Source organism: Neobacillus citreus (assembly GCF_018343545.2).
GTDB lineage: Bacteria > Bacillota > Bacilli > Bacillales > Cytobacillaceae > Neobacillus > Neobacillus citreus.
In genome coordinates, this window is the sequence record NZ_JAGYPE020000034.1 from 44969 (window position 1) to 60707 (window position 15739).

Sequence of the window (15739 nt, forward strand, 5' to 3'; positions counted from 1 at the left end):
AAATACTGTTATATAATTCTTTATAAATAATAAAGTTGTTATATAACAATGTGGATGAAAGGGGAAAAATGATGAACAAGGTAGATTCAATTGCACGGAGAATTCTAGGTTGGAAGTTAAATAGGTGGGATCGTTGGTACGATTATGAAAAGGGAATGTTCATCCATGATGCAGACTTTCAACCGGAGCACAACCTGGATCATGCGATGATCATTGTTGACAGATTAGAGAATTTAGGATTTACCTATACAAACAAAGGGCCATCAGAGGTTTGCTTCAATGATGTAACGGGAACTGGGGAAACATTGGCCCAGGCAATCACCAATGCAGCCTACTCCATCATCGAAAGAAGCACAGAAGCTGTCAGCAGCAGACAATGGTCAAAGCTTTGCTAAATTAACTCAAAAAAAATGGACCGTCTTCGATAGACGATCCATTTTTAATTACTTCGCACCTGCCGGCTTTAAGTTTTTCCTTTCAAGCCATGTCACACCAATATATAATACGGCCATTGTTACCCCAGTCCCAACCGCAAATCCACCGCCATGAACAAGAACGGCGGCAATCCACAGAATACTAAGAACAAAGTGAGCCGAGCGAATCGGCTTTTTCTTCTTCCGGTCCAGTACATATCCGTATATAGCCAAACAAAGCAGCAACAAAAAGGCAGAAGCGCCCGTTAAATTGTCTGTTTTGGTGAATTCCTTAATTAAATAGTATCCGCCATGGATGACAACAAGGGCCAAGGCCGCCCAGCCGGTATATGTATGAAGGCTGTGAGCTTTTCGTGCACCGACCTTAACAATTGGAAACGGAGATTTCAGTTTCTTTTTCAAAAGAAACCATGAAAAACTCAACGCTCCGGCCAAAATCGCACCGTTCCCCATGAGTTTAAAAATTCCGCCTTCATCCTCGCGTTCCCGGGCCTTACCTGCTAAATTTTCCGGACCATCATGAGGATTTGTAATTTGGTAATATAGAAATAATCCGATTAGGATGAGGCAAATTAAAACTGTAATGATAATAGGAATATAAATCTTAAAATTCTTTTTCATTTGGCCCTCCCTCTTAAAATTATTATTTCCTCCATTCTAAAGGACCAATCTTAAATTTTTCTTAAAAACATCTTAATATTCAAAAAAAACAAGCGGGGAATCACATGAATTATCGACTTTAAGGTAGGAAAAGGTTTAAGATATTAAATAGAGTGAATTGAAATAAGAACGGGGTGTATGTTTTGAAAATTGCTTTTATAGCACATGACCAAAAGAAAAATGACATAGTGAATTTTGCAGTCGCATATGAGCCGATTTTTTGCAAGCATGAATTATATTCCACAGGTACGACAGGCAGCAGAATTATGGATAAAACAGATTTAAAAATTACACGTTTTAAATCGGGGCCGCTGGGTGGAGATCAGGAGATTGGTTCTTTAATTGCTAAAAACCAAATGGATATTGTTTTCTTTTTCCGTGATCCATTAACTGCACAGCCGCATGAGCCGGATATTTCAGCGCTTATCCGCCTTTGTGATGTGTATTCCATTCCGTTGGCCACCAATATGGGAACTGCGGAAATACTGATCCGTGGCTTGGAGCGCGGTGACTTGGAGTGGCGGAATCTTGTGCATGAGCAGCAAGGTGAATAAAGCACTGCAACAGGGAAAGCATCATTCATAATCACCGGTTATGTCTGATGCTTCTGTTTTTTATCTTGGTCTTGATGAAAGCGATGATAAATAAAAGCGGGATATAGCCAAATAGAAATATAAAACCGCTATAACTGAAAAGCTTAGTCAATACTTGTGTGAAGTACATATCAACTAAAATGCTATCATACAAAAAATAACAGAGAAGAAAAAAGAATAGGGCCCATGTGGGTTTAATATTTATAAAGGTTAATTTAATCGCCCGAATGGAAGCCCATAAATAAAGGCAAATGGGAGGAATAATGACTAGCAGCCAGGTGAAAAGAAAAATAAACTCAAATCGTTCTAAAAAAGGAAAAGAGATAATTTTTATCATGGTAAGGGTGGGCCAGGTTAATAGTTTTAGTTTTCCTTGGGTGAAGAATGAAAAGGTTGTGATTGTGATCACAAGGTAAAGAATCGTTGTGTATAATAATGCGAAATGGCCCCATTTCCTGGATTTTTCGCTATTTTTAATAAACGGAAAATAAACAAGCATGGTCTCGAATCCAAAAAATAAAGGCCCGGATTCCTTTGCTGAGAGGATGTAATCCTTTATTCCATGATTAAAGAATGGCATAAGGTATGAATATTCGCTGTAACTAAGTAAGTAAAATGCTGAAAGCAGCAAGCCGCTTGGAATAATGACTCCCCAAAAAGCAATTCCCGATATGACCCGAAACCCTCCGGCAATTAAATAATAAGTGATGATACAAAGGAGAAGAGAAAATTCCCAAGCATTAATCCCTTCAAACACCCAAATTTGCAAAATATCTATATAAGAATGCATCACTAGTAATCCTGCCAATAAAAAGTAACAAACCATCATCATATTTAGCATTCCACCCATAAATTTTCCAAACGTATCCGTATGGAATGAAATAATGTCCTTTTCGCTTGCGTGTTTGAGGATATAGATCATCATGAGGAAAACCAGGTGCATGCTTAGTCCAATCAAAAGGACGGAGATCCATGCATCCTGTCCGGCACCCTTAATAATTTTTGATTGGTATTTTAATACAGTGATTCCTGTCTGGGAGGAATGAATCAGGAAGAACAGGAAATAAGGTGATACCATTTTATTTTCTTTAGCCCTAGTCTGCATTTTCATTCCTCCTCACTTATTATTTTTCAAGGCCGGTATGGATGATTTCCAAATTCACCTTCACATGGATAGGCAGGTTGGGATATTTTTTGTAAAAGGCAGTTTCATCCCAATTCTTGTCTCGTGCACGAACGATGTTTCCTATTCCTAGCGGGTCGACTTTATTTTCTTTTAAGGTAGTTAATAATTGTTTCACTTTTTTTTTGACTTCCTCTTCAATCATAGTCTTTAGCCGTTTGAGGTCCCTTTCATTTGAAAGGTCCAACCAGTCTGGATATTTAAAAACTGTCCACTCAAGGTTCATGGTAAGGTTCAACTTGGGCTTGCTTTGGTTCTTTATTAAATCCCAATTTTTCTTGCTCCTGAACCCACGGACAATAATAATTCCCTGTTGGCCATTGTCCTCCACTTTAAATCGATGCCACCCTTGAGTTTTTACCGTTTCTAAGATGGAAAAGAAAAAGCTCTGCTCTTCGTTTAACTGCAACTTAAACTTGTCACCCTTAAAGATTCCGACTCCGCCAACGTCAATACCGTTATTTCTGTTTAAGGAAACAATCGGTACATAGGCATCCATTCCGTCACCAAAGAAATGGTTTAAAAAAACATGAAGGTTCATATCCGGAAGATTTTGTGTCAGCATATTTTGTTTTAATCTGTCTGCTAAGGTAAGGTCTCCTTCCTCTTTTATAGCCTTCAATGTTTCTTGTGCTGATTTTTCGGAAACCACAATTTGAATATTTGTACCAAGCTCCGGGGTAGTGATGAAGCGTTTTACGATACCACTCACACTTGTCTTGGCAAATTTTTTACTAAAGACTATTACCCTGATTTTGGACAGCTTTATAGGCGTACTGGTGTACTTGTCCATTTTTTCATAGATCACCGAGTTGGGGGGCGCATGTTCAGTTAAATATTGAATATTTGGGTTGCCCCTGCTTTTTGTATAGTTAGGATACAATACTGTCCCGACCATTTGCCCATCTTTAGAGACATCAAATCCATACACATGAACAATGCTTAGTTGGTCGATGATGTTCATTCTTGCACAACCGATAAGAAGGACGAAACAAAGGATGACTAAGAACAATGTTTTCCACTTTTTCATTTGAATCGTATCCTTCCCTTTGATTTATCATGTAAAACCCCACATAGGCTGTTTTAACTTTTATTCGGAATTAAGCCCATCTTCAGTATCTTTATTATCCGCGGGATTGAAACTAGTTCGGCTAAGCGGCCTTAAATAGGGCGAAAGCTTTTTTTGGTGGATAAAGTTAAGCCTTGTAAAAGAAGTGGAAAACCCACCTTCCCTATAGGGGAAAAGTGGCAGCATATAAGGAACGCCGAAAGATTTAAGGCGCAGTAAATGCCCAATTAAAAAAACAATCCCTACATAAATCCCTAAACCACCCCAGATCGCCGCCAGCAGGATAAAAGGATACCGCAATAGCCTGACCGCATTGGACATTTTATAAATCGGGGTGGTAAAGGAGGACAAGGCTGCCAATGCAACAAGAATCAATAAAATATTACTGGTTAATGCCGCCTCAACAGTTGCCTGGCCAATCACGATTCCTCCAACAATTCCGAGCGTCTGTCCGATTTTCGTCGGCAGTCTCGCCCCTGCCTCTCTAAGTAATTCAATGACGATCTCCAGGAATAACACCTCGACCACAGGAGGGAAAGGCACATTGGCTCTTGAAAAGATAATCGGTCCTAATAAGTCCTTTGGGACTACCTCAAAATGAAAAGTTAAAATGGCTACATAAAATGGCGTAACAAAAATGGAAAATAAGATGCCAATAATCCGGATTAATCTAAAAAATGTCGCCACTACCCAAGGTAAGTAGTAATCCTCAGGCGTTGCAAAAAAATTCATTAACGTCGTTGGTCCTGTGATGGCATAGCAGGATTTATCACTTAAAATGGCAATACTTCCGGAAATCAAGGTACCAACGGTCCTATCTACTCTTTCCGTAGTGAGATACAACGGAAATATGGTTGAGGAGTGATCAGAAATTAACTGTTCCAATTGTGTGTTATCATAAATGACTTCTATATCCAGGTTTTGTATCCGCTGTTTTACAGTTTGAACGTATTGCGGATTTGTCACTCCCGCCAAATGGGCGACAACCACTTTTGTTTTCGACCTTGTCCCTACTTCAAATTCTTCGAAGATAAGGTCGGATGTCACTAAATGGCTTCGCAATAAATGAAGGTTTGTAGTTAAATCTTCAATGAATCCAACTTTCGGGCCAATCACGCTAAACTCATTTTCGCCTTCATTTGTTTCCCGCATGCCAAGCCGGGAGTTTTCTAGACTAATGAGGGCATATTCCCGGTTGTCATTACGTAAATAGACCAAGGCGGCTCCTTTAAAGAGCCCTTTTTCAATTTCTTTTGCATCTCGGGTGATCAGAAAGTTTTCTAATGGAATAATCCTTTTTAAATCAGATAGTGTGGTGATGACGGTAGAATTTTCCTTAATCTTTTGAAGCAGTGAGCGATGAAGTAAATTGTAATCAATTAACGTGCTATAGTAACTTACTATTATGAAGTCATCTTTCGATGGAGAAGATATCGTCGAAAAATCACTGGATTGATTGGCTTTATCCAATACTTCACTGATGGTTTTTTCTTGCGTTTCATAATGTGTAACCGTTTTTTTGTTTAGGCCTCTTTTTAAAAAACATTTGTCCACCACCAGACTTCTAATGACCATGTTAAGTTAGTATTTAACAGCAAAAATGGAATTATGTACTAATAGAGGGACACGACATAAAATAGCTAACTCAACGATATTGCAGCAAAATAATTTTATAAAAATCTTGACAAGTAGTAATATTAGATAGAGAACAACAAAGGAGTAATGTTGAATGGTAGATAATATTTTAGCCACTTATGTCTCGATGCTTGACTGGCATATGTGGGCAGAGGTATTAACTTCGCCTAAGGCTTGGGGATTAATTCTCTCATTGGCTGTACTGGAATGTATCTTATCGGCGGATAATGCGCTGGTGTTGTCGGCGTTCGTAAAACCTTTACCGAAAAAGCAGCAAAAGAAAGCATTGGTATACGGTCTTTGGGGAGCGTACGTATTTCGCTTTATTTTCATCGGACTGGGAACGTTTTTGATCAAGCTTTGGTTTATTAAATTAATTGGTGCGTTGTATTTACTTTGGCTTGCTGTTAAGTTCTTTATTGACAGATTTAAGAGCAGTGAGGATGGAGAAGAGGAAAAAGCACGGGAGCCAAAAGGCTGGTTAACGAAAACATTTGGAGTCTTCTGGGCGACTGTTATCAGCGTTGAGCTCATGGATTTGGCTTTTTCAGTGGATAGTATCCTTACCGCGCTGGCGGTTTCCGATGAGGTCTGGGTCATTCTGCTGGGCGGAATGATTGGAATTCTTATGATGCGGGGCGTTGCCACGTTTTTCATCGGCTTAATGAACCGAGTGCCGGAGCTTGAAACAACGGCTTATGTGCTGATTACCTTTATTGCTGTAAAAATGGGATTGACACTTATCGATATTCATATTGCAAATGAGATCTTTATCGTTGTCCTTGTCTTGGCGTTCCTAGTTACCTTTATCATTCATGGGATTCGTTCTAGAAGAGGAGAAAAAGTATCGCATTAAATATTAGGTAAACCCAGTCTTTTGGACTGGGTGTTTTTTTGTTTCAGTGAATTACTCTAGGACCCCTATTAATGGCTTCAGTCTAAAATAGTCCAGCGCCTGATTGACATCGTGGACATCATATATTTTTTTCTCCAGACAGAATTGGATGACCAAGTCAAAGGTTTCACTGTCGGACAATGAATAACCGGCCGAACTTAACAGTTTGTCGGTTTCTTTTTTGTTTAATTCAAGGGCAAGCGCCAAGGCCACAACTGTATTTTTTCGTGGGCGGTATTCTGGATTCGAGCGGATCTTAGAAAAATGCCTGCGATCCAATCCGGCTTTTTTGTAGGTTTCTGTGTCGCCAGCTCCTTTTTTATCTATCAATTTGAATAGAGTTTGGTTGAAGGTCGGCTGGCGTTTGTTTTTGATAAAATCTTCTATCTCGATACTATGTATTTCATTAGACTCCATCATTGAGTAAGTAAGGATGTTTAGGTTTCTTTCAATATATACCTGCAATTCTACTAGCAAGTGTTTATCCAGCATAATTCTACCCCCAAAAATGTCGCTTGAGAGGCGACCATTTCCTAGATTTAATACCCTATTATTATTTTATAAACAATATTGAAAGGATGATAGAGATGAACACGAATATGACTGAAATTATTTTCTTGCTTGACCGAAGCGGGTCAATGGCTGGACTTGAAAGTGATACGATTGGCGGGTTTAACGGATTTATTGAGAAACAGAGGAAGTTGGAAGGGGAGATACTGGTTACAACTGTTTTATTTGACGATCAATACGAAATCCTATGGGATGGGGTTGATGCAAGACAGGCTAACCTCACTGATCAGGAGTATTATGTAAGAGGTATGACGGCAATGTTGGATGCAGTGGGGAAAACAATTCTAGATGTAGGGTATCGATTATCCAAAACAGATGAGAATAAGCGGCCTGGCAAGGTGATATTTGTTATCACGACTGACGGAATGGAGAATGCAAGCTCTGAATTCACCTATGAAAAAGTGAAAGAGCTAATAAGGCATCAGCAGGAGAAATACAATTGGGAGTTTATCTTTTTAGGAGCAAACATAGATGCTGCGAAGGAAGCGGAGAGCTTAGGAATAGACGTTGAAAATGCCTTTAACTTCGAAGCATCTGAAAAAGGTGTTGAGGTTATGTATAATATGGTGTGTGAGCAAGTAATGGAGAGAAGGCAGCACACAAGGAAACTTTAAAACGATGGTACGATTGGTGTAAAATATTCAGTATCTACTTAGCTCAGTCTATAGGACTGAGTTTTTGTTTTGAGGTGAATCATGCAAAAGGTAATTGTAATAGGAGCAGGTATATTGGGGGCATCTACGGCTTATCACCTTGCCAAATGGGGTGCAGAGGTCATCATCGTTGATCGGCAAGACCTAGGGCAAGCCACTGACGCAGCTGCAGGGATTGTTTGCCCATGGTTGTCCCAACGACGTAATAAAGCTTGGTATCAGTTGGTTAAAGGCGGGGCGCGATATTACCCAGAATTAATAGCACAGCTTGAAGCCGATGGGGAGAGGGAAACAGGCTACAAACGAGTTGGGGCATTAAGTATTCATACTGATCCAGCAAAGTTGGAAAAGATGGCAGAACGGGCACGGACCCGTTGGGAGGATGCTCCCGAAATCGGCGAAATAACAATTTTATCTCCAACTGAAACGAATCGACTTTTTCCGCCGTTGTCTAATGAATTTGGCGGGGTTTATGTTAGTGGCGGGGCACGTGTAAATGGCCGGGCTTTACGTAATGCCCTGATAAACTCTGCAGTAAAGTATGGTGCCCAAATCGTTAAAGGGAATGCCTCATTAATCAGTCACAATAATAAAGTCCAAGGGGTAAAAGTGAGTGAAAAAGCATTTTTGGCTGACCACGTAATCGTCACGGCAGGAGCATGGGCGAAGGATATATTGCTGCCTCTAGGGGTTGAATTTTTAGTAAGGCCCCAAAAGGCGCAAATAATCCACTTACAAATGTCAGACATGAATACTAACTTATGGCCGGTTATTATACCGCCATCTGATCAATATATACTATCATTTGCAGATGGTCGGGTAGTAATAGGAGCTACCCACGAAAATGATGCAGGATTTGATAATCGGGTAACAGCTGGAGGAATCCAAGAAATCTTAAATAAAGCTTTAGCGATTGCACCAGGTCTTGCCAGTGGAACAATTTTGGAAACTAGGGTAGGTTTTAGACCTTTTACACCAGGTTTTCTTCCCGTAATAGGGGAATTGCCTAATTTTGAAGGAATCTTAGTGGCAAATGGCCTAGGTTCATCCGGGTTAACTAGCGGACCTTATCTAGGAGCTGAACTAGCTAAATTAGCACTTGATGAACAGACTGAGATTGATTTAATTAACTATAGTGTTGCTGGTGCTTTAACCTAATGTTAAATGATACAAAGAGCTTTTCATGCGAAAAGCTCTTTTCTAATCTAATAAAAAAATTTTAAAATTAATAATAAAGTTGATATAGCAATATTGAAAACGCTGTCGAATAAATTGCATTATAATTTAGACGATTGACAAAATAAGAATAGATTTGTAGTATCTTAATATAACTTAATTATTTGTTAATTTAATTTTCTTATCCAGAGAGACCGAGGGACATGGCCCAATGACGTCCGGCAACCCCCGATTGGGAAGGTGCCAATTCCTGCAGAATGATTTCATTCTGAAAGATAAGCCACCGAGATGTTTATTTCGATGCTCCTTTCAGATGAAAGGGGCTTTTTATTTGGGTATAAAGTCTAGTTTAGATATCGGAAAAATGAGGTAATCAGTATGATTGAAATAAAAAACCTTACTAAAGTTTACAAAACAAAAAAAGGTGAAGTAAAAGGTGTGGATAATGTTTCACTCACAGTTAAAGAAGGAGAAATCTTTGGCATTGTTGGCTATTCCGGTGCTGGAAAAAGCTCACTGCTTCGTTGTATCAATCTTTTAGAGCGGCCAACCTCTGGCAGTATAACGGTCGATGGCACTGACCTGACATCCCTAAAAGGCGAGCAATTACGATCTTCACGTTTAAAAATAGGCATGATTTTTCAACATTTTTACCTAATCAGCCAAAAAACAGTCTATGAAAATATTTCTTTCTCTTTAAAGGCTGCTAACTACCCTAAGGGCCAGGTAAAGCAGAGAGTAGAGGAACTCCTCAAAATGGTTGGTCTTTCCGATAAGCGTGATGTCTATCCGTCACAGCTAAGCGGCGGTCAAAAACAGCGGGTCGGTATTGCAAGGGCTCTCGCAAATAATCCGAAGGTGCTTTTATGTGACGAAGCAACATCGGCACTCGACCCAACGACAACGAAGTCAATTCTTACATTGTTAAAAAAAATCAATAAAGAACTAAATATCACGATCGTATTGATCACTCACGAGATGGATGTTGTTAAAGAAATCTGCAGCCGCATGGCGATTATGCAGGATGGACGAGTTGTGGAAGAAGGTTCGGTATATGACATTTTTGCCAACCCGCATACAGCACTTACAAAAGAATTCATAGAAAGTATTGTAACTCTTGAAATCCCGGAAGTTATTCTAAAAAGCTGCCAGGGTCCAATAGTCAAAGTGACCTTCAAAGGAAAAGTCGCTGGAGAGGGAGTCATTTCTGATACTCTTCAACAATTTAACCTAAAAGGTAATTTTCTGCATGGTTCAATAGAATATATTCAAGAGCAACCGCTTGGTATTTTCATAATGGAGCTAAAAGGACAAAAAGAGGAAATAGAAAAAGCCCTAAATTATATTGAAAACCGGGCAGCGCAGGTGGAGGTGTTACACAATGGGCTTTGATTTTGCACATCTGATGGAGCTTATTCCGGATATCAATAAAGCATTTTTTCAAACCATCTATATGATTGCGATTTCGTTGGTGGTTTCAACGGTAATCGGATTGCCGGTTGGGATATTGCTTTACATAACCGATAAAGGTTTATTTCTAGAAAATCGTCTAGTCCAAAATATCTTAGGTTTTGTCGTTAATATGGTTCGGTCTGTCCCATTTATCATTTTATTGGTAGCCTTGCTTCCATTAACGAACTTCTTAGTGAAAACAACCATCGGACCAACTGCAGCTAGTGTTTCATTATCAGTAGCGGCGATTCCTTTTTTCGCAAGAATCGTGGAAAATGCTCTAAGAGAAATCGATAAAGGGGTCATCGAAGCAGCTATTGCTGCCGGGGCAACCCCGTGGATGATAATAAAAGATGTCCTATTACTTGAAGCAAGATCCGGCATTATCTCAGGTGTCACTTTAACACTCATCAGTTTAGTAGGATTTTCCGCTATGGCCGGAACAGTCGGCGGCGGCGGTATTGGAGACTTGGCGATTCGCTTCGGTTATTACCGGTACGACAATACCATCATGATTTCAACAGTTTTAATCTTAATTATTTTAGTTCAGGTCATTCAGCTTCTTGGCGATTACATCGCCAAAGTTGTAGATAAAAGATAAATAAGAAAAGGGGAAAATGACAATGAAAAAATGGTTAACAAGCATTTTATTACTATGTGTAGTCTTTGCACTAGCTGCTTGCGGTAGCAACACTGAAAAAGCAGCCAGTGGAAAAGAGAAAACAACAGAATCAAAAGATATTAAAATAGGCGCGACTGCAGGCCCATATAGCGACATGGTAACAAAAGCGATTAAACCAGGCTTAGAAAAAAAGGGTTACAAGGTTGAGCTTGTTGAATTTAGTGACTATATCCAGCCAAACAAAGCATTAAACAATGGCGATATCGATGCCAACCTGTTCCAGCACACGATTTACCTTCAAAATTTTGCAAAAGAGAACAACATGGATTTAACAGCACTTATTTCTGTGCCAACAGCACCAATGGGAATTTATTCGAACACAATAAAATCGATTAAAGATGTAAAAGAAGGAGCAACTGTTACACTTCCAAACGACCCGACAAATGCAGCACGTGCTTTGAACACACTTCGTGATGCAGGACTTATCACTATTAAAGCAGATGCAGATCCACTAAAAGTATCTGAAAAAGACATCGCTGAAAACAAGAAAAACCTGAAGTTCCAACCAATTGAAGCAGGCCAGCTTCCTCGTTCTGTTGAGAGCGCAGATTTAGCTGCTGTACCTGGAAACTTTGCTCTTGCTGCAAAAATGAATCTGTTAGATGCGTTAACTCTTGAAGACATGGCAGACAATTACCGTAATATTGTGGCAGTAAAAACTTCCAATAAAGATTCACAGTTATCAAAAGATATTAAAGCTGTTGTTGAATCTGCAGATTTTGAAAAGGTGATTGATGACCAATTTAAGGGCTTTGGAAAACCATCTTGGATGAAAAAATAAATGTTAGCAAAGCAGGATATGGATTTTAATTCCATATCCTTTTTATGTTGGATATACAATAGCCTAATGGTGAATCCTATGATAAAAAGGAGGATGCCAAATGGTTTTTTTTAAAGGGAATGAAGAAAAGGAAAATCTAGAAGCGGTTCTCAAAGATTCTATAGAAATAGAAGAAGATTTGATGCGTACATATTTAATTACCGCCGAACGGGTTCATGACGATGATGAGCTAAAAGAACGTCTAGAAAACTTTGCGGAAGGGAATGCGAAGAGGACAAAACAGCTAATTGATGAGTTAAATGAAACAAAAGAGACTTAAGATTTACAAATTTATTAAATGAATGAGTCCTATCATAACAAGTCTTTATCAAGTAGATAAATTAACATGGAAAAGCAGTGCAGTTTTCAGTTGTAAAATGCACTGCTTTTATTGTTGTATTGTTAATTCTTAAAAAAGAACGGTAATATCAAGTAAGGCAAAACCTTTTTAAAGTATTTCTACCTGCTATTCTTATTATAACCATTTCTTGAACGGTACTGTTGCGGAGCCCGTGAAGGATACCTTAATGGAAAACTGAACATATGGACTAGAGCTGTAAATGGGATGGCAGCAAATAAAATAAATGCCACAATGATATGAATTTTAAAGAGCAAAGGCACCCCAAGCATTAAATCCGACCTTGGATGGAATGTGAACAAACTTCTGAACCAAGGCCCAATTGATAAACGGTATTCATATGCCCCTACGGTTGTATTATAGACGATCGTCATATATGCCCCAAGCCCTGCAACCAGTATAAGCCATAGGATGGTGAAATAACTTGTCCCGGTAGTATGGGCACGAACCCTTGGTGAATTGAATTTTCGAATAAGCATCAAAACTAGCCCAATTACCACCATGAGACCTGCAACACCACCTCCTGCAATGGCGAAGAAATGATAGATATGGTCTGTAACTCCGATTGCATTGTATACACTTAGTGGAATTAATACGCCCATTACGTGTCCAACAAAAGCAAAGATAATCCCATAGTGAAATAGGACAGATGCGATTCCCAATCCTTTTTTTTCAAAAATTTCTGTTGAAGGCGCAGTCCAACTTTTGCGACGAAAAACAAAACGATAAAATGTTGCAATAATTAGGATTGTTCCGCAAATATAAGGAAAAATTGTCCACCAAAATACAACTTCCATCATAGCCCCTCCTTTTTAGCGATACATCAATGGATATGGTAACTCATCCAGGTCAGCAACTTCCCGAAGTCTCTCTAAAGCAGAGATCTCCTCTGCATCCGGAGTTTCAAAAACATACATCATCCCTAATTCAAGTGCTTTCTTGTAAGGATTATCCTCAGGAAGATTTGTTAAGATCCGGTCAACGGCATAAGCAATTCTTCTTGAAAGTTTGTTGATTTTTTCCTCTTCGGGTACAACCGCCAAAAGTTCTAACAACATAGGAATATAATCTGCCATATCATGTCCGATGTATTCAAGTCCGGCTTCAGATATGAGTTTTTGTAATTGGATAAGAGCAAAACCGCGGTTTCTGCTGTCTCCTAGTTCATGTGCAGTTAAATATAGATTGGTCCCTTCCTTATAATCAAAGGTCTCTACATATAGCTGCTCCAATTGCACCGATGGCATTTGATAGAAGGGATAAATTCTATTCAATACTTCCTTTTGAATATCCTCTGATGTGATAGATTCGTAAATAAAGCTTATGATTGTTTCTTGATCTTCAAAAAAAGAAGTATCCGGATAATCCAAGAGGCGCGATAAAAGCATTAAAATCGCTTTTTCTTCATTCATTATGCATTTTCACTTCTTTCAAATGGATAGGTCATCATACCTTCAGGAGGAGCTAAATCTTCAATGCTGCAAGCTCCCTGTTTGTAATGTAAGTCATCATTCATTTCACGACGGCCAGTCGGAATGACAAATCGTTCATTGTATTTTGCGACTGCAAGTAACCGAGCCATCTCTTCTAATTCTTCATTATGGGTACCTGCTTCATCCATTAATTTAGTCAACTTTTGTTTGTCCACTCCACCAACGGTTTTTGACCTCATATAAACCCTCATCGCTGCCATTTTTAATAAGACCTTACGAATAACAGAAGTATCATCAGCAGTTAAAATTGAAGCCAAATACTCCATTGGAATTCTCATTTGATCTACTGCTGGAATATAGCCTTCCGCACTTAAATCTTGTTCGTTAGTAATGTGGTTCATAATCGGGCTAAGCGGCGGTACATACCATACCATTGGAAACGTCCGGTATTCTGGGTGAAGCGGAAGTGCAATCTTCCACTTTATTGCCATCTTATAGATTGGAGATTCTTGTGCACTTAAAATCCAACTATGATTGATTCCTTGTTTTTCTGCTTCCGCAATGACTTCAGGGTCAAATGGGTCTAAAAATACGGAGAGTTGGGATTCATATAAATCTTTAGGATCTTTAACGGATGCAGCCTCTTTCACCCGATCTGCATCATACAAGACCACACCAATATATCGAATTCGACCTACACAAGTTTCTGAACAAATGGTCGGTAAACCGGCTTCAGTTCTCGGATAACAGAAATTACATTTTTCGGCTTTGTGTGTATTCCAGTTATAGTACACCTTATGATATGGACATCCATTCATACAAAACCGCCATCCCCGACAAGCATCCTGGTCTACTAATACAATTCCATCTTCGTCCCTTTTATATAAAGCACCAGAAGGGCAAGAGGCAACACAGGAAGGATTTAAGCAATGCTCGCATATCCTTGGCAGGTACATCATAAAGGTCTTTTCATATTCCGTTTTAACGTGTTCCTGAAGTTTTCGTACATTAGGGTCATTTGGAACAGATTCGCTCCCTCCCGCCAAATCATCATCCCAGTTTGGACCCCATACCGGTTTATCGATATAGTTTCCTGTAATCATGGAACGAGGACGGGCTACAGGTAAACTATCTCCTTTATCCCGTTTGTGAAGATGCTGAAAATCATACGTCCATGGCTCATAAAAATCATTTAGATCTGCCATATTGGGATTGTAAAAAATATTCGCCAATTTTGTAAGAGGTCCACCGGCTCTTAAATGCAATTTACCGTTTCGCAAAACCCAACCGCCTTTATAGCGGTTGGTGTTTTCCCATTCCTTTGGATATCCTACCCCAGGTCGTGTTTCAACGTTATTGAACCACACATACTCCATTCCAGGTCGGTTGGTCCATACATTTTTACAAGTAACAGAACAAGTATGGCAACCAATACACTTATCAAGGTGCATGACCATTGCAACTTGTGCCTTAATCCTCAAGCCAATCGACCTCCTTCAGCGGTCTAATAATCGCCATTGTGTCCCTCTGACTACCAGTCGGTCCATAATAATTAAATCCATAACTTAATTGAGAATAACCGCCAATCATATGTGTGGCTTTTGGATAAATTCTGGTCACACTGTTATGGGTTCCACCACGTACTTTGTTAATGTTATTCCCTGGAACCCCCATATGCCTGTCTTGAGCGTGGTACATATAAACTGCACCTCTTGGCATACGGTACGTTAAAACAGCTCTAGCAACAACAGCACCATTGCGGTTATATACTTCAATCCAATCGTTATCTTTAATGCCAATAGAGGCTGCATCTTCTTCATTCATCCAAACGACTTGCCAGCCACGGAACAATTGAGCCATGTTATTCGTATCTGTAAACATGGTATGAATGCCCCATTTTTGGTGTGGAGTCATGTAACGCAATGAAATGGATTTTCCTTGATTTTCGACTTCTTTTTCTCCTTTCACAAAAGCGCCTCTTGTAATCGGAGGAATATATAAAGGAAGCCCTTCGCCAAAATCAAGCATCACTTCATGGTCAAGATAAAAGCTTTGTCTTCCAGTAAGTGTATGCCACGGTATATTAAATTCTTTGTTAATCGTAAACGGAGAGTACCGTCGATTAT

General features: G+C 39.4%; 18 protein-coding genes and 1 riboswitch. Of the genes, 9 read left to right on the plus strand and 9 right to left on the minus strand.

The window, feature by feature from the left end; translation table 11 throughout:
- The first annotated feature begins 71 nt into the window (after positions 1–71).
- Complete coding sequence (locus tag KHB02_RS17630; RefSeq protein WP_213146772.1) at positions 72–395, plus strand: BC1872 family protein; 324 nt, start codon at positions 72–74, stop codon at positions 393–395.
- A gap of 48 nt (positions 396–443) precedes the next feature.
- Here the strand turns inward: KHB02_RS17630 and KHB02_RS17635 are convergent, their stop codons facing one another.
- Positions 444–1055, minus strand: coding sequence for a hypothetical protein (locus KHB02_RS17635; protein WP_213146640.1), 612 nt, complete (start codon positions 1053–1055; stop codon positions 444–446).
- 182 nt (positions 1056–1237) lie between these two features.
- Here KHB02_RS17635 and mgsA point away from each other — a divergent pair, with 182 nt between their 5' ends.
- The gene (gene mgsA, locus KHB02_RS17640; protein WP_213146641.1) at positions 1238–1648 is read left to right on the plus strand and encodes a methylglyoxal synthase; all 411 of its coding nucleotides are present in this window, start codon (positions 1238–1240) and stop codon (positions 1646–1648) included.
- Between the two features lie 31 nt (positions 1649–1679).
- Here mgsA and KHB02_RS17645 read toward each other — a convergent pair whose 3' ends face one another.
- The 3 genes from KHB02_RS17645 to KHB02_RS17655 are packed head-to-tail and all read right to left on the minus strand — an operon-like array spanning position 1680 to position 5493.
- Positions 1680–2792: a GerAB/ArcD/ProY family transporter gene (locus tag KHB02_RS17645; protein WP_241113929.1), complete on the minus strand. Its 1113-nt coding sequence runs from the start codon at positions 2790–2792 to the stop codon at positions 1680–1682.
- Positions 2793–2811: 19 nt separating this feature from the next.
- On the minus strand, positions 2812–3900 hold the full coding sequence (locus KHB02_RS17650; protein WP_213146643.1) for a Ger(x)C family spore germination protein: 1089 nt from the start codon (positions 3898–3900) through the stop codon (positions 2812–2814).
- Between the two features lie 60 nt (positions 3901–3960).
- Positions 3961–5493, minus strand: a complete 1533-nt coding sequence (locus KHB02_RS17655; RefSeq protein ID WP_241113930.1) for a spore germination protein — start codon at positions 5491–5493, stop codon at positions 3961–3963.
- A gap of 175 nt (positions 5494–5668) precedes the next feature.
- Here KHB02_RS17655 and KHB02_RS17660 point away from each other — a divergent pair, with 175 nt between their 5' ends.
- Positions 5669–6430 (plus strand): TerC family protein, encoded by a 762-nt coding sequence (locus tag KHB02_RS17660; RefSeq protein ID WP_213146645.1) that lies wholly within the window; start codon positions 5669–5671, stop codon positions 6428–6430.
- Between the two features lie 51 nt (positions 6431–6481).
- Here KHB02_RS17660 and KHB02_RS17665 read toward each other — a convergent pair whose 3' ends face one another.
- Positions 6482–6961, minus strand: a complete 480-nt coding sequence (locus KHB02_RS17665) for a hypothetical protein (protein WP_213146646.1) — start codon at positions 6959–6961, stop codon at positions 6482–6484.
- A gap of 95 nt (positions 6962–7056) precedes the next feature.
- Between KHB02_RS17665 and KHB02_RS17670 the strand changes: the two genes are divergently transcribed.
- The 6 genes from KHB02_RS17670 (at position 7057) to KHB02_RS17695 (ending at position 12102) form a co-directional block, all read left to right on the plus strand.
- Complete coding sequence (locus KHB02_RS17670) at positions 7057–7653, plus strand: vWA domain-containing protein (protein ID WP_213146647.1); 597 nt, start codon at positions 7057–7059, stop codon at positions 7651–7653.
- Between the two features lie 81 nt (positions 7654–7734).
- Positions 7735–8850: an NAD(P)/FAD-dependent oxidoreductase gene (locus tag KHB02_RS17675; RefSeq protein ID WP_213146648.1), complete on the plus strand. Its 1116-nt coding sequence runs from the start codon at positions 7735–7737 to the stop codon at positions 8848–8850.
- Positions 8851–9046: 196 nt separating this feature from the next.
- Positions 9047–9150: riboswitch (SAM riboswitch) on the plus strand.
- A gap of 96 nt (positions 9151–9246) precedes the next feature.
- Entirely contained in the window at positions 9247–10260 is a 1014-nt protein-coding gene (locus KHB02_RS17680; protein WP_213146649.1) for a methionine ABC transporter ATP-binding protein, read from the plus strand.
- A complete protein-coding gene (locus KHB02_RS17685; RefSeq protein ID WP_213146650.1) occupies positions 10250–10921 on the plus strand; it encodes a methionine ABC transporter permease in 672 nt (223 codons plus the stop codon). Before KHB02_RS17680 ends, KHB02_RS17685 begins: the two co-directional genes overlap by 11 nt.
- Before the next feature lie 22 nt (positions 10922–10943).
- Positions 10944–11783: a MetQ/NlpA family ABC transporter substrate-binding protein gene (locus KHB02_RS17690; RefSeq protein ID WP_213146651.1), complete on the plus strand. Its 840-nt coding sequence runs from the start codon at positions 10944–10946 to the stop codon at positions 11781–11783.
- Between the two features lie 100 nt (positions 11784–11883).
- The gene (locus KHB02_RS17695) at positions 11884–12102 is read left to right on the plus strand and encodes a hypothetical protein (RefSeq protein ID WP_213146652.1); all 219 of its coding nucleotides are present in this window, start codon (positions 11884–11886) and stop codon (positions 12100–12102) included.
- 179 nt (positions 12103–12281) lie between these two features.
- Here KHB02_RS17695 and narI read toward each other — a convergent pair whose 3' ends face one another.
- From narI to KHB02_RS17715, 4 genes are all read right to left on the minus strand, one after another.
- Positions 12282–12977 (minus strand): respiratory nitrate reductase subunit gamma, encoded by a 696-nt coding sequence (gene narI / locus KHB02_RS17700; RefSeq protein ID WP_213146773.1) that lies wholly within the window; start codon positions 12975–12977, stop codon positions 12282–12284.
- Between the two features lie 15 nt (positions 12978–12992).
- A complete protein-coding gene (gene narJ, locus KHB02_RS17705; protein ID WP_241113931.1) occupies positions 12993–13592 on the minus strand; it encodes a nitrate reductase molybdenum cofactor assembly chaperone in 600 nt (199 codons plus the stop codon).
- Positions 13592–15094: a nitrate reductase subunit beta gene (narH, locus tag KHB02_RS17710; protein WP_213146653.1), complete on the minus strand. Its 1503-nt coding sequence runs from the start codon at positions 15092–15094 to the stop codon at positions 13592–13594. The genes narJ and narH overlap by 1 nt, the downstream gene beginning before the upstream one ends.
- Positions 15084–15739, minus strand: a 656-nt coding sequence (locus KHB02_RS17715; RefSeq protein ID WP_277398288.1) for a molybdopterin dinucleotide binding domain-containing protein, incomplete at its 5' end; no start/stop codon positions are given. The genes narH and KHB02_RS17715, both read right to left, overlap by 11 nt.